The sequence below is a fragment of the Streptomyces sp. NPDC046831 genome, assembly GCF_040645305.1.
Taxonomy (GTDB): domain Bacteria; phylum Actinomycetota; class Actinomycetes; order Streptomycetales; family Streptomycetaceae; genus Streptomyces.
Map to the genome: position 1 here is coordinate 102,592 of NZ_JBEYXZ010000008.1, position 24,538 is coordinate 127,129.

A 24,538-nucleotide genomic window follows, 5' to 3' on the forward strand; every position below is an offset into this window, starting at 1 on the left:
TCAGCACAGCGGCTCGGCGGCCCCGGAGGCGGTGAGCAGGGCCAGGCAGCGTGACGTGACCGTCCGGCCGTCCTCGGTGACGTCGACGGCGTAGGCGACGGGGACACGGCCGGTGGCTCCCCGCGGGGCGGTGATCCGCCAGCGGGCCTGGTAGGTGTCATGCGCCTTGAGCGTGCGGGGCGGCCGTCCGACCAGGGTGGCGTGCCAGCCGGCGGGCAGCAGGGGCGGCCGTACGGTGAGGGCGAGGTCGCGTGCGGTGGTGTTCTCCACGGTGAGCCGGCCGCCGTCCGCCGGGCGCAGGCGCAGCGCGTCGGAGCTGCGCCAGCGGAGGGTCAGCCGGCGCAGGTGGAGCCGCTCGGCACGGTCCTTGTCCAGCGCGGAACTCAGACCGACGCGGACGGAGTCGACGGGCTCCGGGACGGTGACGTCATGGCCGTGGATCTGGGTGACGAACGGCCCGTCCTTGCGCTGGCGCTGGTGCCGTCCCGTGAAGTGGACCGTGCGGACGCCGACCTGGCCCTCCAGGGTCGCGCCCATCCCATAGACCACGTACTCGGGGTCGGGGTCGTAGTCCACCGAGACCTCGCTGAGCGGCAGCGGCATGCCGAAGTCCAGCCTCAGCCAGTTGTCCTGGTGCGGGGAGCCGTTGGGCGACCAGTACCCGGCACGGCCGGACAGCACGGCGGACGGCGGATGGCCCGGCGCGGAGTAACTGGCGCTGAGCCTGGGCCAGTCCGAGGACGCGCCCAGGGCGGTCTGGTGAACCGAAGCGGTCAGTGGGTGGCGCCACTTGTCATAGGCGCCGGGTATGCCGAAGAGGGCGGCCGGTGGCAGGGTGCCCGCCTCCAGGAGCAGCAGGGCCAGCGGCACGGCCAGGTACCCGGCGAGATGGGCGAGCAGGAGGGTGCGGCGGGCCACGGGGTGCCGGGGGAGGCGGAGGAGGTTTTCGGGCGCGCGCGCGGGCGGAGGCGCGATGCGCTCAGCGGGGCCCGTGGTGCCCGTAATCCCGGCGAGCCATCCCAGCGTTCCCGCCGGCGCGGAGGCCGGGACGCAGCGGAGCGGGATGTCCGTGGCGTCCAGCGCGCGCAGCAGGTGCCCGCCGCCGGCCGCCTCCAGCCGGGCCCGGACGGCGGCGTCGTCACCCTCCGCGGCGCGGGTGTACAGCAGCGCGAGCGCGCGCGGACGGCGGCGCGCGGGCAGGGCGACGAGGACGTGCAGGACCCGGGTGACGGCGCCGGCCGCGTCGCTGTGCGCACCGGGGTCGTCCACCACCAGCAGCAGTCCGCGGGCCCGGCGCAGGACGTCGAGCGCCGCCACCGCGTCCTGGCTGCCGTAGGCGTCACCGGGCGGGTCGTACCACAGGACGGGTGTCCCGCCCGCGCGCACGAGCGGCGGCTCGGTCCCGGGCGGGACGCCCAGCTCGGTCAACCCCCGCAGGTGCACTCCTTGGCGCTGCGCGTCCGGGCCCCCGACGAGCACCACGGCCCGTGCCCGTTCGTATCCGGCGGGCAGGGCCTTGCCGCAGTGCGGGCAGCAGGCGTCCAGGCGCCGCACGCCGAGGGCGGCGGGCAGCCGGGTGCCGCAGCGGCAGCGGCGGTACAGGGCGCCGTACCGGCCCGGCACCAGCCGCCGGTGCCGGGCCCCGCACACCGGGCACAGCCTGACCGGGCGGTCGACGGTGCGCCCGCAGCCCGGGTACGGGCAGGGCGCCGGCCCGTGGCGCAGCGTGCGCCCCGCCCACGCGACGGCCGCCCACACCGCCCACCACAGGGTCCACAGCGCGCAGCACAGCGCCCACAGCACCAGTGCGAACAGCAGCGGGAGGACGCTGAGCGCGGTCGCGGTCAGCACGACGGCGACCGCCGTGAGCAGGAAGGCCGGGCGCAGGAAGACCATCAGGCAGCCCTGCCCGCCGCCCCCGCCCGGCCGCGCCGGGTCGGAGCCCGCCTCGATCCGGCCGGCCAGGAAGCGTTCGGCGTCGCCCATCAGCCGTTCGTACTGCTCCAGTCCGTCCCACCAGGCCGCGCGCAGTTCGCGGGGCGCGGTGCCGCGGAAGTAGGCGGGGGCGGCCGGCTCGCCGTGCGGGTCGGGCGGGGTGGGGGCGGCCCGGCCGAAGGTCCGCCAGAGGGTGCGCAGTTGGGTCCACACCATCCGGGGCAGGGTGACGGCGACGCCGTGGCCGACGGTCAGGACGATCAGCAGGGCGGCCGCGAACAGCAGCACCACGGGATTCTCCATGGCTCACCCCTCCTCCGGGGCCGGGCCGCGCCGCCAGGACCGCCGCGGTGCCCGCCGCTTCGCCGCCGGCTCCGCGCGCAGCAGGTCGTACAGGACGTCGCAGGTCTCCGTGTCGTCCCACAGCCCCCGCCGGTGCAGCCGCAGGACGCGCAGCGCGGCCGGGCGGGGCTCTCCGGGTGCGTGGCGCAGCACGTGCAGTGCGGTGGCGGGGGCGGCGGCGAGCAGGTCCGGTGCCTCATCCGCGAGGGAGGCGAGGAAGGCGCACGCCCGCGCGTCGAGGGCGTCGGCACGCAGCGCGGCGGAGGTCTCCAGGGCGTCGAGCAGTCCGGCGAGGACGGCCGACCGGTACGGCTCGGGCAGGGGGGCGAGCGTGGCCCGTACGTCGCCGAGGGGCGCCGTCCCGCCGGCGAGGCGGTGCGCGGCGGTCTCCCGCAGGCGGTCGGGCGCCAGGCCCGCCGCCTGGAGCCGCAGCTCCGCCACGGCCCGCACCAGGTCCGCGAGGCGGGAGCCGTCCCCGCCCGCCGTGCCGGTCCCGCCGTCCGGTGCCAGCAGCTCGCACCCGGTGCGCAGCCGCCGTACGCCCGCCTCGCCGCCGTCCGCGTGGCCGGCGTCCCACAGATCCGCGACGGCGTCCAGGACGTCGAGGCGCCCGTCGCCCAGCGCGTCCGCGAGGAACCGCGCCGCCGGGCTCGGTTCCGGGCAGCCGTCCCAGGCCGGCCGGTCGAGGTGGAAGACCGGGCCCGGTGCCCGCTCCCCGGTCTCCGGCCGTGTCCCGGTCAGATGGCGGTCGCCGTCCTGCGGCCGCGCGGTGTAGGTCGTGAACGTCAGCCGGGCGGCCAGTCCGGCGGGCAGGGTGTAGGAGACGGCGGCGATCCAGTCGACGATCCGGTCCGGGTCCCCGGAGACCAGGACGGCACCGGGGCCCTCGCCGGCCAGGGCCCGCAGGGCCGCGGTGAGCAGCCGCTGAAGGAGGCGGGCGCCGGGCTCGCCGAGGCCGGCCAGGACGCGGCTCACCCGGTCGGGGCCGACGGCGCTGCCGGGGACGAGCTGCGGGAGGTCGGGCAGGTCGTCGCCGTGCGCCGGCTCCGCGGCCCAGTGCGGCGCGTCCCACAGCTCGACGGGGCGCAGACCGGCCAGCTCGCCCGGGGCGGCGTACAGGACGTGGCAGAAGTGGTTGCCCCAGCGGCCGGTGTAGTCCCGGCCGGTGAGGCGTGTGCGGGTCAGCACGGCCGTGTCCTCGTCCGGCCGGTCGTAGGCGAAGGCCACGGGGAAGCCGTGGTGGTCCTCCGCGCCGGGAGGACGCGCGTACGCCGTCAGCGGGCGCAGGACGTCCAGAGCGGGGCGCGCCGCCGGGGAGACGGCGGTGAAGCGGAAGCCGCCGTGGGGTGCGCCGGCCGAGGGCGGGGCGGACGTGTAGTGCGCCTGTCCTGCCACCCTCCTCACCCCCGTGCCCGGTCGAGGGCGCCGAAGCGGTGCAGCAGCCACATCAGGGGGTCCTCCACCCGGTGCGGGCGTACGACGCCGCCGAGCCCGAGGCCGCCGTCCCGCGCGGGCGCGGTGCCGAGCGTGGACAGCGCGAACAGCTGGTGGTCGGCGCAGAACCGCTGGAGCCGGGCGTCGAGCTGCTGTTCCTGCCAGCGCCGCAGCAGGGCCCGCAGCTCGGCGTGGACGGCGGCCCGGTCGTCGGCGTCGAAGACGGGGCCGGGGCGGCGGGTGCGGTGCAGCGGGGAGCTGTCCGGCAGGTGCGGCCACAGCAGGTCGGCCTTGGTGAGGGCGACCGCGACCGGCACGGTCACCTTCCCTCCGCCGCCGAGGTGGCCCAGCACCCGGGCGAGCACCTCGCCCGACCGGCCCGGCACCCCCGCGCCGGCCTCCACGGGGGCGCCGGGCAGGTCCTGCGGGTCCACGAGGACGACGACGGCGTCGGCCGCGAGCAGGTAGCGAAGCTGGGTCTCCATGCGGGCGCGTGAGGCGAAGTGCTCGCCCGCGGTGTCCAGGAAGACCAGGGTCAGCACGTGCTCGCGAGCGCGCCCGAGACGGCCCCGGCGGGTGCGGCTGAGGCGGTACACGAGAGGGCGGCCCGCGTCGTGCTCGGCGGTCTTGGGGACGGTGCGCTGCCCGTCGTACAGGTGCTGTTCGTACTGTTCGCGGTAGTCGGCCATCGTGTCGTCGTCGCAGGGCAGCAGCGCGGCGTCGAGTTCGGCGCCGAGGCGGTGCAGCAGTTCGTGGACGAGGACGCCGACGTAGGTGCTCTTGCCGGAGCCGACCGGTCCGGCGAGCGCCACGAGCTTCCCGGGGGTGCGCAGGTAACCCTCCGGCAGCCGGCCCGCGCAGGCGGTGCAGCGCAGCCGGGTGGTGGTGCGGCCGCAGGTGCCGCACACCGCCGCACCGGCCCGGGGGTCGGCGGAGGCCAGGTGCCGGTCGTCGGCGCAGGCCGCGCCGCTCGGGCAGACGTACGCGATCCGCGCACGGGAGATGCTGCGGAAGCAGTGCGGGCACACCCAGGTGCGGCGCCACGGCGTTCTCACGTCCACTTCCCCTCAGGAGACCTCGAGCGTGCGCTGCGGCGGGTCGCGCAGCACGAGCGCCTCGCCGACGGCGAAGCAGCGCAGCGGGCCGCCCGGGCCGCGGGCCAGGCGCGCCGACAGCCGCATGTCCCGTCCGGGGCCGAGCGTGACGTCGGCGGCCTCCGCGAGGACGTCCCCGTCGGCGGGGTCCAGCGGCCGGAGAGGGCCGCGGGCGCGCACCAGCAGCAGCCGCTCGGCGCGTACGGTGGCGCGGGCCGTGAACACGGCGGTGACGGTGCGGCGCCCGGGCAGGCCGTGCCGCTCCAGCCGGTAGTCGACGTCGGTGCGGGCCGGCAGGGCCGCCGTGCTCGGCGGGCCGTACGCGGGCAGGCCGCCGAGCACCGCGACCGGCCGCACCTCGACCTCCACCCCGGCGCCGTCCGCGACCGGCAGCCGTACGCCCGCCTCGTGCCGGTACGCGGCGCGGGTGACGACGCGCCGCGTGGCGGCCTCACCGCCGGGGGTCCGCCAGGTGACCTCCACCTCGCCGCCGCTGTCGGGCGGCCAGTCGAAGACGGCCGTCACGCCCGTGCCCCCGTGCCGGGTCAGCGTGAGGGCGCCGAGCGCCGGCACGGCGGCCGCGGCGTGCGCTCCCACGACGGCGCGGTCCCCGGCGACCGTGACGGCGAGCACCAGGGTGGGCCGGTCCGGCGGCGCGAACCGCAGCCCCCGCGGGTCGGGCCGCGCCACGATCGGGCGTCCGGGGAGCTCGGCCGTGCGCAGCCGGGTGCCGGCCGGCCACGGGGGCACGTCCGCGAACCCGTACAGGCGCACCTCGCCGCCGGGCGGCGGGTCGAAGCACGCCAGGAGGTGGCCGTCGGCGAGGCGGACGTCCAGGCCGGTGACCGGCTCGGGCGGGGCGAGCGGTGTCGCGGTGCGCCGGACGCCGTCGGTGCGCACGGGCCGTCCGTCGTCGGCGCGGTGGACGACGCGGATGCGGTAGCGGTACGTCGTGCCGTTGGCGAGTCCGCCGTCGGTGAAGCCGTCGCGGCGGACAGTGACCCGCGCCTCCTCGCCGTGCGGTGAGCTGCGCGTGACCTCGACGGCCAGGGCCCGGTCCGGGCAGGTCCAGCGGGCGGCGACCTGGCGGTCACCGGAGTGCAGGCGGACGTCGGTGACCTCGGGCCAGTGCACGACGGGCCCGCGCGTCACGAGCGGCGAGGGCGCGCCGCCGGGGTCGGCGGCCCGGCGGACGGCGACCGCGTAGTACAGCGGGACGCAGGCCGGGGGCGAGGCGTCCGTGTACGAGGTGGCACGCGGCGACGGCAGCGGCAGCACCGTGCCGTCGGTGACGTCGCGCGGCGGGCGCCGTTCGGTGCGCAGCAGCACGTACTCGGGCTCGCCCGCCGTGGACGGCGAGGGCCGCCACAGGACGGTGACGCCCGCGCCGTCCCCGCTCGCGGTGAGGCCGGACACCGGGCTCACCGCGAGGCCGCGGCGCACGGCGTCGATCTCCGGCAGGTCGCGGACGGCCGCCTCCGCCTCCTCCAGCAGGTCCCAGGCCCGGTCCGCCTCGGCCGGCGGCAGCCGGCGCGCGCGGTCCACCGTGCCCCGCGCCTCGGCGAGCTTCCCGCGCAGGTGCTCGGCCAGTGCGCGCGCGTCCGGGGTGAGCGCGTCCGCCGGCAACCGGTCCGCCACGGCCGCCGCCTCGGCGAGCCGCCCGGCCGCGGCCAGACGGCGCAGCCGCTCCGACACCGGATCCCCGGCCGCCTCGTGCAGCACCGCGAACACCAGCCGCCGCGCGTCGTCCTCGGCTACGGACAGCTCGTCCACCGCGCAGGCGAGGAGCGTGGCGGGGGTGGCGCGGGCAGCGTGCCGGGTCCGCAGCGGCATCGCCAGTTCGTGGAGCAGGATCCGGGCCGGTCCCGCGGGGCCCTGCTCGGCCAGCACGGTGCGGACGGCGGTGACCACGGCCTGCGCCGCCGTGTGCGCGGCGCCGTGCGGCAGCCGTCCCCAGCGGCGTGCCGCCGCCTCGACGGCGGGCCGGTCGGCCGGTGCCGCGCCGAAGACGCGCACGGGCTGCCCGGTCCGCCCGCCGGGCGTGCCCGTCGCCAGGAAGTCGGCGAGGTGCCGCAGTCCCAGGACCTCCAGGTGACCGGCGCAGCGCGCGTACGCGGGGTGCGGCACCGACCACGGCAGCGGGTCGGGCTCGGCGACGCGCAGCCGGAGGCCGGGCAGGAGGTCCCGTACCGCGTCCTCGGGGGCCCGGTGGGCGGCGGCGATCTCCGCGAGCGTGCCCGCGGCGAGTAGGCCGAGCCCGCCGGCGGCCTCCTCCAGGGCCGTGCGCAGCCGGGCCCGTTCGGACTCGGCGTGCCGGCCGTGCGCCTCCAGCGCGGCCCGCAGCGGTCCGGGGTCCCCGGCGGCGGCCGCGTCCAGCAGCGGCCGGTGGACGAGGTAACCGGCCTCAAGCTGCTCGATGACCGCGCGGTACTTCAGCCGGTTCCGGTTGCGGCGCCAGCAGGCGCGGACCGCGGCGACCGCCTCGGCGACCGCGGGCCCGTCGACGCGCCGCGGCAACTGGTAGCGCGTGCGCAGGTCCTCGGTCACGGGCACCCCGGCGTCGAGCACCTCGCGCCGGTAGCGCACCTCGTCGAAGTCCACGGCCCCGCTCCCCCGTCCTGCCGGTGATCAGCCGATCCGCTGGCGGCTCATCGCGACGCGCGCCTCGTCGACCGCTTCCTGGGACAGACCCCCGATCTGCACGGAGATCTCGATCTGCTCGCCGGTCTCCCGCTCGGTGGCGACGACGGTGAGGAGTCCGGAGGCGTCGAGCGTGAAGACGCACTGGAAGGGCCAGCGCGCGGGTTTGCCGGGCGGGATCCGCAGCGTTCCCCGCGCGACGGCCGTGTTGTGCTCCAGTTCCTCCGACTCCACCGCGCCCGACTGTTCCATCACCTCGATCCGGACCTGGCGCTGGCCGTCGCGAAGGGTGTGGAAGTCGTCGGTCACCGACGCCGGCAGCGTGTCGTTGGCGTGCACGAGGTGGGTGACGTACTCCCGGCCGGTGTCGATGTCGGTGACCCGGATGCCGTAGCCGCGCGAGGCGACGGTGGAGATCTCGTACGGGCGGTGGGTCAGGCCGGTCTCCGGCACCTTTGGTGCCTGCCCGGCGGGCAGTTCACCGCTGGAGACGATGTAGGCCGCCCGGTCGAGGGCGTAGAGCGCGGCGCCGCGGGCCACCGCGAGGTCGGGGTTGTGCAGCCGGGGTTCGAAGCCGAACTGGGCGCGCAGGGCGGCGGCGACGGCGGGCATCTTGGTGGCGCCGCCGACGAGCAGGACGTCGTGGAAGGCCGACACGCCCCGCTCCGCGGCCAGTTCGACGGTGCGGCGGGTGATGTCGACGGTGCGGTCGAGCAGGTCGCGGGTCAGTTCCTCGATCAGGTCCCGGGTCAGTTCGACCGGTTCGACCCGGCCCTGGTGCATGACGCGCACGGTGTAGCGCTCGCGGAAGGACAGCGCCTTCTTGGCCTCCTCGGCGTCCTTGCGCAGCTGCGTCTCGGACTGCGGGTCGGACAGCGGGTCGCCGGCGTCCGGGAAGCGCTCGCGGAACCGCTCCACCAGGTGCATGACGACGCGGTCGTCGAAGTCGCTGCCGCCCAGTTCCTTCGCGCCGTCCGTGCACAGCACGGTCAGCTCGCGCCCGCGCAGGGTGAGCACGGTGGTGTCGAAGGTGCCGCCGCCCAGGTCGTAGACGAGGACGGCCCGGTCCCCGCTGCTCTCCTCGCCCTCCAGTGCCCCGTAGTCGAGCGCGGCCGCGATGGGCTCGGCGACCACGTCCAGGACGCGCAGTCCGGCGATCTCGCCGGCCTTGCGGGTGGCGTCCCGCTCGGCCAGCCCGAAGTAGGCGGGCACGCTGATCACCACGTCGCGCACCTCGCCGCCGCCGGCGGCCTGCGCGTCGTCGACGAGTTTGCGCAGGATGCGGGCGGAGATCTCCTCGGGCGTGTAGGTGCGGCCGTGGAACTCGCGCGGCACCGTGTCGCCCATGTCCCGCTTGACGAGCTGCACGACGTGCTCGGGGTCGAGGACGGCGGCGTCCTTGGCGCTCTGGCCGACGACGACGCTGTCGGCGCTCTCGAAGTAGACGACGGACGGGGTGGTGTCCGTCCCTTCGAGGTTGCGCAGCACGGTCGGTCTGCCGACGTCGTCGATGCGCGCGACACACGAGTAGGTGGTGCCCAGATCAATGCCGTACACGGCCATACGGTCTCCCGCCACCGGGACGGCCGCGCGGTGCGCCGGCGCCGTCCGTTGTCCGTCAGTTGTCCTTGCCGGCCCGGCCCCGTGCCGGTCGCGCCCGGCAGGCGCGCCGGGGGCGGAGGCGCTCACTCTGCATCCGGCTCCCACCGGGACACCACGACCTCGGCCTTGCGCACGACCCGCTCGCCCTGGCGGAATCCGGCCGCCACCACCCGCGCCACCGTCCGGTCCGCCTCGGGCCCCTCGGCGGCGGCGCGGCCCACCGGACGCTGCACCGCCCTGTCGAACGGCTCGCCCGGCCGGGGGACGTACCGCTCCACGCCGGTCCTCGCCACGGTGTCCGCCGCCTCGTCGGCCAGCGCGGTCAGCAGGGCGCGCAGCTCGCCGGCGTCCAGCGGGCCGGTGATGTGCTCTGCCTGGCGCAGGATCTGGTCGTGGAGCCGGATCAGGGAGTGCCGCACCAGGTCGAGCGCCGTCTCGATCTCGCCCCGGCGCAGCCGCTCGACCTCGTCGTGCAACCTGGTGACGATCTCCTCACGGCGCTCGGCGAGCTGTTGCTGGCGAGCGAGTGCTGCGGTCAACTCGCTTGCGAGAGCGCAGGGTTCGACCCGTTCCGACACGTCGCTCACAGTAGACCAAGAGGCCACGGCCTGTCAGCGGGAGCGTGCCCCGCGGCCGTCCGCCCGACGAAGCGGCCGCGCCGCCCGGTTCCGCCGCGGGCGCCACCGCCCGGTCGTGCGGCGCCCCGTCGCGCGGCGCCCCGTCGCGCGGCGCCTCGTCAGCCGCCGAGGTTGATGCCACCGTGGACGTCCCGCGCCTGGACGACCGTGCCCTGCGTGCCCCCGGAGACCACGTTGCGCACGTCGCCCGCGCCGCTGCGCGTGCCCTCCAGCGCGTCGGCCTCCCGCCGCCAGGCCGCGAGCGCCTCGGCGAAGGCGGGGTCCTGCCGGGCCCGCAGGGTCAGGGCCTCGGCCAGCTCCGCGGCACGGTCCGCCCGGTCGGCGCCCTCGGTGAGGGCCGTCAGCTCGCCCCCGTCGTGCGCGGCCGCGTCCGGCGACCGCCGTCTGACCAGGTTCAGCAGGGACGTCCAGAGCTGCTCCCCCGCCGCGCCGGCGGTGCCTCCGGCGAGGGCCATGAGCAGTTCGGGTGCGATCGGGACCACGACATCCTCCACCGTCTCCCACACGGGCCGTGGGTCGAGCGTAGAGCACGGCGGGCCCGCGGGGGGGCGCGAAGCCGGAGGCGGAACCCGCCGTCAGGCGGAGGCGACCGGCAGCACGTCCGGTGACAGCGCGCCCGCACGGGCCGTCGCGGCCGTCATGCGGCGGCGGTGGTGCCGGCGGCACAGCACCTCGTAGCCGACCTCGTCCGGCGACCGGCTGACGTCGCCGACGACGACCTGGGCGCCCTCGACCACCATGACGCCGCCGACCGTGCGGGCGTTGTGCGTGGCCCGGGCGCCGCACCAGCACAGGGCCTCGACCTGGAGCACCTCGACCCGGTCGGCGAGTTCGACCAGGCGCTGCGAGCCGGGGAAGAGCTTGGAGCGGAAGTCGGTCGTGATGCCGAAGGCGTAGACGTCGATCTCCAGGTCGTCGACCACGCGTGCGAGCTGGTCTATCTGCTCCGGGGCGAGGAACTGCGCCTCGTCGGCGATCACGTAGTCGGCCCGCCCGCCCCGGGAGAGGTGGTCGACGATGTAGGCGTACAGGTCCGCCCCGTCCTCGACCTCCACCGCGTCCGTGACCAGGCCGAGGCGGGAGGACAGCTTGCCCTCGCCCGCGCGGTCGTCCCGGGTGAAGATCATGCCCACGAGCCCGCGCGCCGAGCGGTTGTGCTCGATCTGGAGAGCCAGCGTCGACTTCCCGCAGTCCATGGTTCCGGAGAAGAACACCAGCTCGGGCATGGGAGAAAAGGAACCTTTCGGCAAGTTCGGGGGCGGACACGCTCGCGGGCGCCGCGCGGGTGACGGCGTCAGGAGCGTACTTCGAGCAGGGGGACGAGCTGCTCGGCGGGGGTCATCGAGCCGTGGTTGCCCACCATCGACGACTCCTTGGGCTCCCGCTCGGAGGCGATGAGCAGCACGTCGTCGCGTGCCGCCGCGATCACGTCGCCGAGCCGCCCGTACACGCGGTCGTCGATCCGGGGCCCGAACCAGCCCGCCGCGATCGCCTCGTCGCGCGACGCCACCCAGAACTGCTCGCCGAGCACCTCGCGCCAGCAGGTCAGCACGTCGTTCTCGGCGCCGGGATGGGCGTACACGTGCCGGGCGCGTCCCTCGCCGCCCAGCAGGGCGACCCCGGCGCGCAGCTCCCAGTCCTCGTCGAAGTCGATGCGGTGGTGCTCGTCGAAGGGGATGTCGAGCATGCCGTGGTCGGCGGTGACGTAGAGAGCGCTGCGCGCCGGGAGCTGCTCGGCCAGACGCTGGACGAGCCGGTCGACGTGCATGAGCTGACCGCGCCAGGTGTCGGAGTCGACGCCGTAGCGGTGGCCGGCGCCGTCGAGCTCGGAGTAGTACGTGTACACCAGGGACCGGTCCCCGGCGGCGAGCTCCTCGGCCGCGACATCCATGCGGTCCTCGCCGGTGAGCCGCCCGCGGAACGTTCCGCCACTGAGCGCGATCCTGGTCAGCGGGGTGTTCTGGAAGGTCGGGGACGACACCTGGGCGGCGTGCACCCCGGCCGCGTCGGCGAGCTGGAACACGGTCGGGTACGGCTGCCAGGCGTGCGGGTCGGTCCACGGCTGCCAGCGGAGCTGGTTCATCAGCTCGCCGGTCGCGGGGTCGCGCACGGTGTAGCCGGGCAGGCCGTGCGCGCCCGGGGGCAGGCCGGTGCCGACGGAGGCGAGGGAGACCGCGGTGGTCGCCGGGTAGCCCGCGGTGATCGGGCGGCCGGTGCCGCCGCGCGAGCTGCCGAGCAGCGAGGTGAGGAAGGGGGCGTCCTCCGGGTGCGCCCTGAGCTGTTCCCAGCCGAGGCCGTCGATCAGGAAGACGCAGTTGCGGTCGGCGGGCGTCAGCTCGGGCATGGCGGCGGACGTCCCGGGCACACCCATGCCCGCGGCCAGCGTGGGCAGCAGGTCGGCGAGCGAGCCGGAGCCGTACTCGGGGACGGGAGCGGTCCCGACGGCGAGGGGTTCCGGGTGCTCCCACGCGGTGATCTGCGTCATCAGCCGGCCAGGTCCGCGGTCGCCTCCGAGACGGCCTGGGCGAAGGCGAGCGCCTGGCGCACCGTCTCGGGGCCGTCCCCCGCCTCGCTGACGCGCAGGCTGAGGTCGTCCGCCGTGGAGTTGCCCGTGTAGCCGTGGTCCGCCTCGCAGTCGGGGTCGCCGCAGGCGGCGGGCTCCAGGTCGATGCGGGAGACGGCGCCCCAGCCGATGGTCAGCACGACCTCGCGGGGCAGGGTGCCCGGCTTGTACTGCTCGGGGTTGGCGACGACACGGCTGACCACGACCGACGAGATCCGGCCGAGCTTCACCGACTCGGTGGAGGTCGTCGCGTACGGCGTCGGGGAGGTGCTGTCGGCGGCCTGCTCGTCGGTGTGGCTGACGATGAAGCGGTTGCCGGTCAGGACGAGCACGGTCACGTGCCGCCGCACCTCGTTCTGGTCGAACGTCGTCTCCTGGTGGACCAGGTACGACCGGACGGGCTCGCCGCCCACGGCGGCCTCGACCGCCTCGGCCACGAGAGCCGGGTAGTAACCGCTGCGTTCGATCGCCGCCCGCAGCCCCTGGGTCGTCGTACTGGTCTTGGCCATGCCGTCCATCCTACGGGGGCGCGCCGACTGCGAAGCACCGCCGCGAGCGGGGGAGGTCACTCAGTACACCGGGAGCGTACGCGGGCCGAGGTCGTCACGGGCGGGCGGCGGCGCGAGGCGCACGCTGGCGCCGAGGACGCTCAGCCCCTGCGGCGCGACGACGACCGGCTCCAGGGTGACGGCGACGACCTCGGGGTGGTCGTCGACGAGCCGCGACACGCGCAGCAGCAGCTCCTCCAGGGCGGGCGTGTCGACCGGCGCGGAGCCGCGCCAGCCGAACAGCAGGGGCGCCGTGCGGATGGCGCGGATCATCGAGGCCGCCTCGCGGTCGGTGACCGGAACCAGCCGGTGCGCCATGTCCCCGAGCAGCTGTGAGGGCGCCCCGGCCAGCCCGAAGGAGAGCACCGCGCCGGCCGCCGGGTCGATGACCGACCGTACGACGGTGTCGACGCCGCGCGGTGCCATGGCCTGCACCACCGGGCGCAGTTCGTGCGGGTGTCCGAACAGCTCGGACAGCTCGGCGTAGGCCCGGCGCAGCTGCTCCTCGTCGGCGAGGTCCAGGCGCACGCCGCCGAGGTCGGCGCGGTGCCGCAGGTGCGGGGCGGTGGCCTTGAGGGCGACGGGGTAGCCGAGGGTGCGGGCGGCCTCGACGGCCGCGTCCGGGGAGGGCGCGGGGATGGCCTCGCGCAGGGCGATGCCGTAGCGCCCGAGGAGTTCGCGGGTCTCCTCCGTCCCCAGCGTGAGGCCCTGCCCGCGGGCGAGCAGCCCGTGGATGAGTCCGGCGGCACCCTTCTCGTCGATGTCGTCGTACTCGGGCACCTTGCCGGGGTCGGCGGCCTCCCGCCGCCACTGGGCGTACCGCACGGCCTCGGCGAGAGCCCGCACGGCACGCTCGGCGGCCGGGTAGGCGGGGATGAGCCGGGACCGGGTACCGGCGTCCGCGGGCGCGCCGGGGTCGTCGGGGGCGGGTGCTCCGGGGCCGGTGGAGGCTGCGGAGCCGGTGAGGGTTCCGGGACCGGCGGGGGTTACGGGGCCCGCGGGGGTTCCGGGGCTCGTGCGGGTTACGGGTCCGGTGGAGGCTCCGGGGCCGGTGGAGGCTGCGGAGCCGGTGAGGGTTCCGGGGCCATCGGGGGTTAGGGGGCCCGCGGGGGTTCCGGGGCTCGTGCGGGTTACGGGTCCGGTGGAGGCTCCGGGGCTCGTGCGGGTTACGGGGCCGGTGGAGGCTCCGGAACCGGCGACAGGAACGGAGGAGGCCGCGGCCGGCGGCTGGGCGGGGACGGCGACCGGAGCCGGACCGGCGGCCGGAGCCGGACCCGCAACCGGACCCGGACCCGGACCCGCAACCGGAGCCGGACCCGCAACCGGGCCCGCAGCCGGAGCCGTGTCGCTGCCGGAGTTCCGCCGGCCGCTCGCACGGGCCGTCGACACCGGGCCGGTCTGCGGACCCGTGCTGGCCGCGGCCGACAGCGCCTCCGCCAGTCCGCCCAGCTCGACGTGGACGACGAGCACCGGCTTGCCGGGGAACGCCTCCGCCGCCGAGCGCAGCGCCTCGGCGAGGGCCGCGTCCTCCGCGGCCTTCTCCCCCACCGCCGGGATGGCCGTGACGACCACCGCGTCGTTCCTGTCGTCGGCCAGCGCGCGCGTGAGCGCCTCGCGGAAGTCGTCCGCCGAGGCCGCCGTCGTCAGGTCCACCGGGGGATGGGGCCGCAGCCCCTCGGCGAGGCAGCGGTCGTAGGTGAGCACCCCGAGCGACTCGGAGTTGCCGAGGATCGCCACCCGGGGCCCGGTCGGCAGCGGCTGCCGGGCGAGCAGCAGACCCGTGTCGACCAGCTCGGTGATCGTGTCGACGCGGATCACCCCGGCCTGCCGCAGCAGCGCGGACACCGCCGCGTGCGGCAGCCGCGTCGCCCGCACGGCGTGCCCCTGGGGGACGGAGCCGGCGCTCTGCACCACCACCAGTGGCTTGGCGGCCGCGGTCCGCCGGGCCAGGCGGGTGAACTTGCGCGGGTTGCCGATGGACTCCAGGTACATCAGGGCGACGTCGGTGTCGGGGTCGTCGTACCAGTACTGCAGGACGTCGTTGCCGGAGACGTCCGCCCGGTTGCCGGACGACACGAAGGTCGACACGCCGGTGACGCCGGTGACCCCTCCCCCGCGCCGGTGCAGCCGGGACAGCAGCGCGATGCCGATGGCCCCGGACTGGGCGAACATCCCGATGCGGCCGGGCCGGGGCATCTCGGGGGCGAGGGAGGCGTTGAGCCGGACGTCCGGCGAGGTGTTGACGACGCCGAAGGCGTTGGGCCCGACGATGCGCATGCCGTACGAGCGGGCGTGCCGGACGAGCGCCCGCTGGCGCTCGCGGCCCTCGGGGCCGCTCTCCGCGTACCCGGCGGAGATGACGACGAGTCCCTGCACGCCGTGCTCGCCGCACTCGGTGACGACCTCCGGGACGCGCTCGGCGGGCACGGCGACGACCGCGACGTCGACGGGGGCGGGGATGTCGCGCACGGAGCGGTGGGCGGGCACCCCGTCGATCTCCCGCTGCCCCTCGGGGAAGGCCCGGTTCACGGCGTGCAGCCGGCCGGTGAACCCGGCGTCGCGGAGGTGGTCGAGCAGGCTGCGGCCCACTCCTCCGGGCGTGCGGCCGACGCCGATGACGGCGACCGAGCCGGGGGCGAGCAGCCGCCGCACCGACCTGGCCTCGGCGCGCTGTTCGCGTGCGCGCTGCACCGCCAGGGAGCGGTCCGTCGGCTCGATGCCGAACTCCAGGTGGACGACGCCGTCCTCGAAGCTGCGCTTCTGCGTGTAGCCGGCGTCCGTGAACACCTTGATCATCTTGGTGTTGGCAGGCAGCACCTCGGCGGTGAAGCGGCGGATGCCCCGCTCGCGGGCCACGGCCGCGATGTGCTCCAGCAGGGCGGAGGCGACCCCGCGGCCCTGGTGCGCGTCCTGCACCAGGAAGGCGACCTCGGCCTCGTCGGAGACGGCGGGGGGCTCGGATCCCCCGTCGGCTGCGGGCGAGGGGTGGGACGAGGCGGGCCTGCCGTCGGCGCCGATGCGGTCGTAGCGGACGGTGGCGATGAACTCCCCGCCGACCGTGGCCGCGAGGCCCACCCGGTCCACGAAGTCGTGGTGCGTGAAGCGGTGGACGTCCTTGGCGGACAGGCGCGGGTAGGGCGCGAAGAAGCGGTAGTACTTCGACTCGTCCGAGACCTGCTCGTAGAAGCTGACCAGGCGGTCGGCGTCGTCGGCGGTGATGGGGCGGATGCGCGCGGTGCCGCCGTCGCGCAGCACCACGTCGGCCTCCCAGTGGGCGGGGTATGCGTGCCGGTCCGGCGAGGTCTGCATGGGCCCCAGCGTAAGGCTCGCGCCGGACGGCGCGGCGAGGCAGTCTGCTGGGGGAGGCGGACGCCGATCGAGGCCGCGGTCCGGCGCCGCCCGTGAGCGGGCACCGGCCGTTCACGGCCCACTCCCACAGGTGTGGGAAACTGGTCTAGACAACCCTGGACACCTGAAGGGCAGCATCGCATGGCTGAGCGCCGCGTCAACATCGGCTGGGCCGAGGGCCTCCACGCCCGCCCCGCCTCCATCTTCGTCCGGGCCGCCACGGCCTCGGGCGTCCCCGTGACGATCGCCAGGGCGGGCGGCGCCCCCGTCAACGCGGCGTCCATGCTGGCCGTGCTCAGCCTGGGCGCCCAGGGCGGCGAGGAGATCGTCCTCGCGTCCGACGCCGACGGCGCGGACGCCGCGCTCGACCGGCTGGCCAAGCTGGTGGCCGAGGGTCTCGAGGAGCTTCCCGAGACCGTCTGACCGGATTGGCTCGTTCCAGCGGCGAGGCCGCGTCGTCCCGTGCACGGGCGGCGCGGCCTCGCCGCTCCTGCGCTACAGGGAATGCGCCGTTCCGGACACTCCCGCGCTGCTCGTCGGTCCGGACACTCGGGGGCATGTACCGGCCCGGGCGCTTCGGGGCCGTCCTCGTTCCGGGCGCTCCGGAGCATTCGGGCGCGGTCCGGGAAGCGGTGCATTCACCGGGTATTCCCCGTCCGGAATTCCGCACGGCACGCCGCCGCCGCTCATACGCGGGCGCGCGAGATGAGCAGCCCGGAATTCCACCCGCGTCGAATTGCCTCTTCTTGCACGTCCTGTATACGGCCCTCCTGTTAATTACGGGGACCCGGTATGTTGACGGGCCGTTGCGAGGTCCTCACGCGGGCGGCGCCCTCGTGCCGCCCGGGGACGCGCAGCCGGTGCGCGGCGGCCGCGCGCTCGGCGTGCAGGGCGGTGACCGCCCGCGCCCGCTCCCCGTCGCCGCGGGCGACGGCGTCCACGATGGCGCCGTGCTGCGCCCAGGACTCCACGGGGTCGGCCGGCGCCTGCACCGTGTACATCCAGGCGATCTTGTGCCGCAGCTGGGTCAGCACCGACGTCAGCGCGGGACTGCCGCAGGCCTGGGCCAGCGTCTCGTGGAACCAGCCGCCCAGCGAGCGCAGTTCCTCCCGGCTGCCCCGCCCGGCCCGCTCCTGCCCCAGCCCGACCAGGCCGCGCAGCACCTTCAGATGGGCCTCCGTGCGCCGCTGCGCCGCCCGGGCGGCCCCCAGCGGCTCCAGCAGCGCGCGCATCTCCAGCAGGTCCGCCGCCTCCCGCTCGGTCGGCTCGGCGACGCACGCGCCCGCGTGCCGCCGGGTCACCACGAACCCCTCCGCCTCCAGCGTGCGCAGGGCCTCGCGCACGGGGACGCGCGAGACGCCGTAGCGGCGCGCGAGGACCTCCTCGGTGAGCCGGCCGCCGGGCCGGTGAATGCCGGCGACGATGTCGTCCCGGATCGCGGTGCACACCGAGTGCGCCGGAATACGCATACCGACCTCCGCCTCGATTCCGCCGTGAAACGCCGACGCTGGACGCTTGTTCCGTGACTCTATGGCACCGGGCCGGAATTTCCGACGGCGCGACGAAATCCGTGCACGTTCCCGGACAGCGGACGTGCGGGGCACGACGGACGTCCGGAAAACACGAAGCCCCGGCCGGGCAGCCGGGGCGTTCGGAGTGTTCGGGGCGTTCGCGGGGTCAGACGTCGAGGCCGTGCTTGCGGAGATAGGCCACGGGGTCGATGTCGGAGCCGTACTCCAGGGACGTACGGGCCTCGAAGTGCAGGTGCGGTCCCGTGACGTTGCCGGTGGCGCCGGAGACGCCGATCTGCTGGCCGGGGACGACCCGCTGGCCCACCGAGACGCCGATCGACGACAGGTGGGCGTACTGGGTGTACATGCCGTCGGCCATCCTGATCACGACCTGGTTGCCGTACGCCCCGCCCCAGCCGGCCTCGACGACGGTGCCGGCGCCGACCCCGTGCACCGTGCTGCCGCTCGCGGCGTGGAAGTCGATGCCGGTGTGCGAGCCGGACGACCACAGGCTGCCGCCGGTCTTGTAGCCGGTGGAGACGTAGGAGCCGGAGATCGGCAGGACGAACATGTTCAGGCGCCGGCGCTCCGCCTCCCTGGCGGCCCGCTCCTTGGCCTCGCGCTCCTTCTTCGCCAGCTCGACGGCCCGCAGGCGGGCGGCCTCCTCGGCCGCCTTCTCCTCGGCCGCCTGCTGCTGGGCGGCAGCCTGGGCGTCGATCTGCGCGGCGACGGAGTCGCCGATGGTGACCACCGGGGTGAGGCCCGTGTCCTCCGGGCTGGGGGTCTCCGTAGCCAGCGCCGGGGCGGCGGCGAGACCGCCGAGGACGCCGGTGGTGGTGAGGGCCGCGACACCCGCCGCGCGGGCGGTGGTGCGGTGTACCCGGCTGGGCCGGCGGTGCTTGCCGGTGGCACGGCTGAACGCCATGGACAGGCTGGTCCTTTCCTTCCCTCTCGCCTACCGGGTTAGCTGACGGGTTCGGAGCAGGAAGGTCTCCTACGGGCCCCCTCGCACCAGGCGCGGGCGTCCGATTCACCCCAGGGACGGTGGGTCCCCGGCTCCCCTGGCTCGCGCCGTACGGGGACTCGGCGATGGCTGTCCGGTGCCGCGGGTGCGGCGCACTGCCTGACGGACAGCCGGCATGACGCTAATCGGGCCCGCCTTCAATTCCCAAACGGAAGACGGGTTTTGTAGCGCACGCCACAGCGCAGACAGGCAGCCTCTCCCTCAATTCGGACAACAGGGAGCCCTGGTGACACTCCGGTCACCAGGGCTCCCCGCGCGCGTGCTCCCCCGGCCCGCCATGACCGGGGGACGCGCTTCTAGTCGGCCGTCACCACCGAGACCGGGCCGATGCCGAGGTCCTGGAGGGGCGCCTTGATCTGCGCCGCGTCACCGACGAGGACGGTCACCAGGCGGTCCACCGGGAAGGCGTTGACGACGGCCGCCGTGGCCTCGACCGTGCCGGTGGCGGCGAGCTGCCGGTACAGCGTCGCCTGGTAGTCGTCGGGCAGGTGCTGCTCGACCTGGTCGGCGAGCGTGCCCGCCACGGCCGCCGCGGTCTCGTACTTCAGCGGCGCCACCCCGACGAGGTTCTGCACGGCGGTGTCGCGCTCGGCGTCGGTGAGGCCCTCGGCGGCGAGCTTGCGCAGCACCGTGAACAGGTCGTCCAGGGCCGGGCCGGTGTTCGGCGTGTCGACGCTGCCGCTGATCGCGAGCATCGCCGCGCCCGAGCCGTCGGGGGCCGAGCGCAGCACCTGGCCGAACGCCCGCACGCCGTAGGTGTAGCCCTTCTCCTCGCGCAGGACGCGGTCCAGGCGGGAGGTGAGGGTGCCGCCGAGGCAGTAGGTGCCGAGCACCTGGGCGGGCCAGACCCGGTCGTGCCGGTCCGGGCCGATCCGGCCGATCAGCAGCTGGGTCTGGACGGCGCCGGGCCGGTCCACGATCACCACGCGGCCGGTGTCGTCGGCGGTGACCGGCGGCACCGGCCGCGGCTCGGCCGGTGAGCCGGTCCAGGTGCCCAGGGTCTCGCCGAGCAGCGCGTCGAGGTCGACCCCGGTGAGGTCGCCGACGACCACGACGGTGGCCGTGGCGGGGCGGACGTGCCGGTCGTAGAAGGCGCGGACGGCCGCGGCGTCGATGCTGCGGACCGTCTCCTCGGTGCCCTGCCGGGGGCGTGACATGCGCGAGTCGGCCGGGAAGAGCTGCCGGGACAGCTCCTTGGCGGCGCGGCGGGAGGGGTTCGCCATCTCGTGCGGGATCTCGTCGAGCCGGTTGCGCACCAGCCGCTCGACCTCGCTGTCGGCGAACGCCGGGGCCCTGAGGGCGTCGGCGAGCAGGCCGAGCCCCTTGGCCAGGCGGGAGGCCGGCACCTCCAGGCTCAGGCGGACCCCGGGATGGTCGGCGTGCGCGTCGAGGGTGGCGCCGGCCCGCTCCAGCTCGGCGGCGAACTCCTCGGCGGAGTGCTTGTCGGTGCCCTCGGAGAAGGCGCGCGCCATGATCGTGGCGACGCCGTCCAGGCCGGCCGGCTCGGCGTCCAGCGGCGCGTCCAGCAGCACCTCGACGGCGACGACCTGCTGGCCGGGGCGGTCGCAGCGCAGCACCGTCAGGCCGTTGCGGAGGCTGCCGCGCCCGGGTGCGGGGAAGGCCCACGGCTTCGCCTCGCCGGCCTCGGGCCGGGGGTGGAACTCCATCGTGGTGAGCTCGGTCACTTCGCCGCCTCCTCGGTGTCGTCGGTGGCCGCGGCCTCGGCGGCGTCCGGGTTGTCGGTGGCGTCCGCCTGGCCGGCGACGGGCTCGTAGACGAGCACCGCGCGGTTCTCCGGGCGCAGCCGGGCCTTGGCGATCTCCTGGACCTCCTCGGCCGTCACCTCCAGCACCCGGTGGACGGCGGTCAGGGCGAGCTGCGGGTCGCCGAACAGGACGGCGTAGCGGCACAGTTCGTCGGCGCGGCCCGCGACCGTGCCGAGCCGGTCCAGCCACTCGCGCTCCAACTGGGCCTGGGCGCGCTCCATCTCCTCGGCGGTCGGGCCCTCCGCGGCGAAGCGGGCGAGCTCCTCGTCGATGGCGGTCTCGATGACGGGCACCTCGACGTCGCCGGAGGTCTTCACGTCCAGCCACCCCAGCGAGGGCGCCCCGGCCAGCCGCAGCAGGCCGAACCCGGCCGCGACGGCCGTGCGGTCCCGGCGCACCAGCCGGTTGTACAGGCGGGAGGACTCGCCGCCGCCGAGGATGGTCAGCGCCAGGTCGGCCGCGTCGCACGCACGTGTGCCGTCGTGCGGGAGCCGGTAGGCGGCCATCAGGGCCCGGGCCGGGACCTCCTCCTCGACGACCTCGCGCAGCTGCCCGCCGATGACCTCCGGCAGCGAGCCGTCCCGCGGCTCGGGCTTGCCGTCGTGGGAGGGGATGGAGCCGAAGTACTTCTCGATCCAGGCGAGCGTCGCTTCCGGGTCGATGTCGCCGACGACGGAGAGGACGGCGTTGTTCGGCGCGTAGTACGTGCGGAAGAACGCGCGCGCGTCCTCCAGCGTGGCCGCGTCCAGGTCGGCCATGGACCCGATGGGCGTGTGGTGGTAGGGGTGGCCCTCCGGGTAGGCGAGGGCGGTCAGCCGCTCGAACGCGGTGCCGTACGGGACGTTGTCGTAGCGCTGGCGGCGCTCGTTCTTGACGACGTCGCGCTGGTTCTCCATGGACTCCTCGTCGAGGGCGGCCAGGAGGGAGCCCATGCGGTCGGCCTCCAGCCAGAGCGCGAGCTCCAGCTGGTGGGCCGGCATGGTCTCGAAGTAGTTGGTGCGCTCGAAGCTGGTGGTGCCGTTGAGCGAGCCGCCGGCGCCCTGCACCAGCTCGAAGTGACCGTTGCCCTTGACCTGGGCGGAGCCCTGGAACATCAGGTGCTCGAAGAGGTGAGCCAGACCGGTGCGCCCCTTGACTTCGTGGCGCGAGCCGACGTCGTACCAGAGGCACACCGCCGCGACCGGGGTCAGATGGTCCTCGGAGAGCACCACGCGCAGGCCGTTGGCCAGGCGGTGCTCGGTCGCTGTCAGGCCGCCGGAGCCTGCCTCGGCTGTGGCCGTGTGACCCATGGGCATGTACGTCCCTTCGATCGCGGAGGCGGCTTGTGGAACCGCCGTTTTCCTGCCGTCCTGCCACTGTATGCAAGCGCGCGCACGCTGGCGAAGTTCCGCGGGCCCGTACGCCCAGAGCGAGAATGCCGGACGCGGGCGGCGCCGGCCCGGTCACCCCGCGCGAGCGTGCCGGCGCCCGCCGGGGAGGCGGACCGGACGGCCTGAGCCCGGGTCCTGGTCCGCGCTGTCGGTGCCGAGGTCCACAATGGTCGGCGTCAGATCCCGTTTCCACGCCCCAGCAAGGAGCCGGCAGCGATGGCCCGCCGCAGCACGAAGACCCCGCCGCCCGACGACCCGTACGAGGAGAAGATCCTCGACATCGACGTCGTCGACGAGATGCAGGGCTCCTTCCTCGAGTACGCGTACTCGGTCATCTACTCCCGCGCCCTGCCGGACGCCCGGGACGGTCTCAAGCCGGTGCACCGCCGCATCGTCTACCAGATGAACGAGATGGGGCTGCGGCCCGAGCGCGGCTACGTCAAGTGCGCGCGCGTCGTCGGCGAGGTCATGGGCAAGCTGCACCCGCACGGCGACGCGTCGATCTACGACGCACTGGTGCGCATGGCGCAGCCGTTCTCGATGCGCGTGCCGCTGGTCGACGGCCACGGCAACTTCGGCTCGCTGGGCAACGACGACCCGCCCGCGGCCATGCGGTACACCGAGTGCCGGATGACCGCGGCGACGAGCCTGATGACGGAGTCCATCGACGAGGACACCGTCGACTTCGCGCCCAACTACGACGGCCAGGAGCAGGAGCCGGCCGCCCTGCCCGCCGCCTTCCCGAACCTGCTGGTGAACGGCGCGTCGGGCATCGCCGTCGGCATGGCCACCAACATGCCGCCGCACAACCTGACCGAGGTGATCGCGGCCGCGCGCCACCTGATCCGCCACCCGAACGCGGACCTGGACGCGCTGATGAAGCACGTGCCGGGCCCCGACCTGCCGACCGGCGGGCGGATCGTGGGCCTGCCCGGCATCCGCGACGCCTACGCGACGGGCCGCGGCACCTTCAAGATCCGGGCGACCGTCTCCGTGGAGACGGTGACGGCCCGCCGCAAGGGCCTGGTCGTCACGGAGCTGCCCTTCACGGTCGGCCCGGAGAAGGTGATCGCCAAGATCAAGGACCTGGTCGGCGCCAAGAAGATCCAGGGCATCGCGGACGTCAAGGACCTCACCGACCGCGAGCACGGACTGCGCCTGGTCATCGAGATCAAGAACGGCTTCGTGCCCGAGGCGGTCCTGGAGCAGCTCTACAAGCTGACGCCGATGGAGGAGTCCTTCGGCATCAACAACGTCGCGCTGGTGGACGGCCAGCCCCTCACGCTGGGCCTGAAGGAGCTGCTGGAGGTCTACCTCGACCACCGCTTCGAGGTCGTGCGGCGCCGCAGCGAGTACCGGCGCGGCAAGAGGCGCGACCGGCTGCACCTGGTCGAGGGCCTGCTCACGGCCCTGGTGGACATCGACGAGGTGATCCGGCTGATCCGCTCCAGCGAGAACTCGGCACAGGCCAAGGAGCGCCTGATGCAGCGCTTCTCGCTGAGCGACGTCCAGACGCAGTACATCCTCGACACCCCGCTGCGCCGGCTCACGAAGTACGACCGCATCGAGCTGGAGGCGGAGAAGGACAAGCTCACCACCGAGATCGAGGAGCTGACCCGGATCCTGGAGTCGGACGCCGAGCTGCGCAAGCTGGTCTCCGCCGAACTGGCCACGGTGGCCAAGAAGTTCGGCACCCCGCGGCGCACGCTGCTGCTGGAGGCGGCCGACGTCCCGGCCGCGGCCGTGCCGCTGCAGGTGGCGGACGACCCGTGCCGGGTCCTGCTGTCCTCGACCGGTCTGCTGGCCCGCACCGCGACCGGCGAGCCGGTCCCGCGGGACGCGGGCGGCAAGCGGCACAAGCACGACGTGATCGTCTCGGCCGTCCCGGCGACGGCCCGCGGCGAGGTCGGCGTGGTGACCTCCGCCGGCCGGCTGCTCCGGCTGAACGTGGTCGACCTGCCCCAGCTGCCGGAGACGGCGTCGGCACCGAACCTCTCCGGAGGGGCGCCGCTCGCGGAGTTCGTCTCGCTGGAGGACGACGAGACGGTGGTCTGCCTGACCACGCTGGACGAGTCCTCGCCCGGGCTGGCGCTGGGCACGGAGCAGGGCGTGGTCAAGCGCGTGGTTCCGGACTACCCGTCCAACAAGGAAGAGTTGGAGGTCATCACCCTCAAGGAGGGCGACCGGATCGTGGGCGCGATGGAGCTGCGCACCGGCGAGGAGGACCTGGTCTTCATCACGGACGACGCCCAGCTCCTGCGCTTCCAGGCCTCCCAGGTCCGCCCGCAGGGCCGCCCCGCCGGCGGTGTGGCGGGCATCAAGCTCGCCGAGGGCGCCAAGGTCATCTCGTTCACGGCCGTCGACCCGGCCGCGGAGGCGCTGGTCTTCACGGTCGCCGGTTCGCGCGGCACCCTGGACGACTCGGTCCAGACGACGGCCAAGCTGACCCCGTTCGACCAGTACCCGCGCAAGGGCCGCGCCACCGGCGGCGTCCGCTGCCAGCGGTTCCTCAAGGGCGAGGACTGCCTGTCCCTGGCCTGGGCGGGTCCCGCGCCGGCCCGGGCCGCGCAGAAGAACGGCAACCCGGCCGAACTGCCGGAGCTCGACCCGCGCCGCGACGGCTCGGGCGTGTCGCTGGCGAAGACGGTGTGGGTGGTGGCGGGACCCGTCTTCTAGGCCGTCCCGGCCGGAACGGCCTGAGCCGTAGGCCCGTGACCGCCGGT

General features: G+C 75.2%; 17 protein-coding genes and 1 riboswitch. Of the genes, 2 read left to right on the forward strand and 15 right to left on the reverse strand.

The genetic code is table 11. From position 1 onward, the window contains the following. From ABZ920_RS10345 to ABZ920_RS10395, 11 genes are all read right to left on the reverse strand, one after another. Positions 1 to 2,238, reverse strand: a complete 2,238-nt coding sequence (locus tag ABZ920_RS10345) for a hypothetical protein (RefSeq protein ID WP_361501238.1) — start codon at positions 2,236 to 2,238, stop codon at positions 1 to 3. Positions 2,239 to 2,241: 3 nt separating this feature from the next. After that, positions 2,242 to 3,672, reverse strand: a complete 1,431-nt coding sequence (locus ABZ920_RS10350; protein WP_361501241.1) for a hypothetical protein — start codon at positions 3,670 to 3,672, stop codon at positions 2,242 to 2,244. Positions 3,673 to 3,677: 5 nt separating this feature from the next. Beyond that, positions 3,678 to 4,766: a hypothetical protein gene (locus tag ABZ920_RS10355; RefSeq protein WP_361501244.1), complete on the reverse strand. Its 1,089-nt coding sequence runs from the start codon at positions 4,764 to 4,766 to the stop codon at positions 3,678 to 3,680. Positions 4,767 to 4,778: 12 nt separating this feature from the next. Next, positions 4,779 to 7,406 carry a hypothetical protein gene (locus tag ABZ920_RS10360; RefSeq protein WP_361501247.1) on the reverse strand — a complete coding sequence of 876 codons (2,628 nt, stop codon included), beginning with the start codon at positions 7,404 to 7,406 and terminating at the stop codon, positions 4,779 to 4,781. Between the two features lie 27 nt (positions 7,407 to 7,433). Beyond that, on the reverse strand, positions 7,434 to 9,008 hold the full coding sequence (locus ABZ920_RS10365) for an Hsp70 family protein (RefSeq protein ID WP_361501250.1): 1,575 nt from the start codon (positions 9,006 to 9,008) through the stop codon (positions 7,434 to 7,436). Between the two features lie 122 nt (positions 9,009 to 9,130). Continuing rightward, positions 9,131 to 9,586 (reverse strand): nucleotide exchange factor GrpE, encoded by a 456-nt coding sequence (gene grpE / locus ABZ920_RS10370; RefSeq protein WP_361501253.1) that lies wholly within the window; start codon positions 9,584 to 9,586, stop codon positions 9,131 to 9,133. 197 nt (positions 9,587 to 9,783) lie between these two features. Further along, positions 9,784 to 10,191: a hypothetical protein gene (locus tag ABZ920_RS10375; protein ID WP_361501256.1), complete on the reverse strand. Its 408-nt coding sequence runs from the start codon at positions 10,189 to 10,191 to the stop codon at positions 9,784 to 9,786. Between the two features lie 69 nt (positions 10,192 to 10,260). Continuing rightward, entirely contained in the window at positions 10,261 to 10,911 is a 651-nt protein-coding gene (locus ABZ920_RS10380) for a thymidine kinase (RefSeq protein WP_361501259.1), read from the reverse strand. Between the two features lie 68 nt (positions 10,912 to 10,979). Continuing rightward, complete coding sequence (locus ABZ920_RS10385; RefSeq protein ID WP_361501262.1) at positions 10,980 to 12,170, reverse strand: nucleotide pyrophosphatase/phosphodiesterase family protein; 1,191 nt, start codon at positions 12,168 to 12,170, stop codon at positions 10,980 to 10,982. Then, positions 12,170 to 12,766: a DUF5998 family protein gene (locus ABZ920_RS10390; protein WP_361501444.1), complete on the reverse strand. Its 597-nt coding sequence runs from the start codon at positions 12,764 to 12,766 to the stop codon at positions 12,170 to 12,172. Before ABZ920_RS10390 ends, ABZ920_RS10385 begins: the two co-directional genes overlap by 1 nt. A 51-nt stretch (positions 12,767 to 12,817) precedes the next feature. Then, positions 12,818 to 16,105, reverse strand: a complete 3,288-nt coding sequence (locus tag ABZ920_RS10395; RefSeq protein WP_361501265.1) for a GNAT family N-acetyltransferase — start codon at positions 16,103 to 16,105, stop codon at positions 12,818 to 12,820. A gap of 180 nt (positions 16,106 to 16,285) precedes the next feature. On the opposite strand from ABZ920_RS10395, the gene ABZ920_RS10400 reads away from it, so the two are divergent. After that, positions 16,286 to 16,567: an HPr family phosphocarrier protein gene (locus tag ABZ920_RS10400; protein WP_361501268.1), complete on the forward strand. Its 282-nt coding sequence runs from the start codon at positions 16,286 to 16,288 to the stop codon at positions 16,565 to 16,567. A gap of 350 nt (positions 16,568 to 16,917) precedes the next feature. On the opposite strand, the gene ABZ920_RS10405 is transcribed toward ABZ920_RS10400, so the two are convergent. From ABZ920_RS10405 to ABZ920_RS10420, 4 genes are all read right to left on the reverse strand, one after another. Further along, complete coding sequence (locus ABZ920_RS10405) at positions 16,918 to 17,613, reverse strand: GntR family transcriptional regulator (RefSeq protein WP_361501271.1); 696 nt, start codon at positions 17,611 to 17,613, stop codon at positions 16,918 to 16,920. A 208-nt stretch (positions 17,614 to 17,821) separates the two neighbouring features. Beyond that, positions 17,822 to 18,580, reverse strand: coding sequence for a M23 family metallopeptidase (locus ABZ920_RS10410; protein ID WP_361501274.1), 759 nt, complete (start codon positions 18,578 to 18,580; stop codon positions 17,822 to 17,824). A gap of 12 nt (positions 18,581 to 18,592) precedes the next feature. After that, positions 18,593 to 18,754: riboswitch (cyclic di-AMP (ydaO/yuaA leader) on the reverse strand. A 221-nt stretch (positions 18,755 to 18,975) separates the two neighbouring features. Continuing rightward, on the reverse strand, positions 18,976 to 20,364 hold the full coding sequence (locus ABZ920_RS10415) for a pitrilysin family protein (protein ID WP_361501277.1): 1,389 nt from the start codon (positions 20,362 to 20,364) through the stop codon (positions 18,976 to 18,978). After that, positions 20,361 to 21,734, reverse strand: a complete 1,374-nt coding sequence (locus tag ABZ920_RS10420) for a pitrilysin family protein (RefSeq protein WP_361501447.1) — start codon at positions 21,732 to 21,734, stop codon at positions 20,361 to 20,363. Before ABZ920_RS10420 ends, ABZ920_RS10415 begins: the two co-directional genes overlap by 4 nt. Positions 21,735 to 22,031: 297 nt before the next feature. Here ABZ920_RS10420 and ABZ920_RS10425 point away from each other — a divergent pair, with 297 nt between their 5' ends. Beyond that, on the forward strand, positions 22,032 to 24,491 hold the full coding sequence (locus ABZ920_RS10425) for a DNA topoisomerase IV subunit A (protein ID WP_361501280.1): 2,460 nt from the start codon (positions 22,032 to 22,034) through the stop codon (positions 24,489 to 24,491). Positions 24,492 to 24,538: the final 47 nt, after the last annotated feature.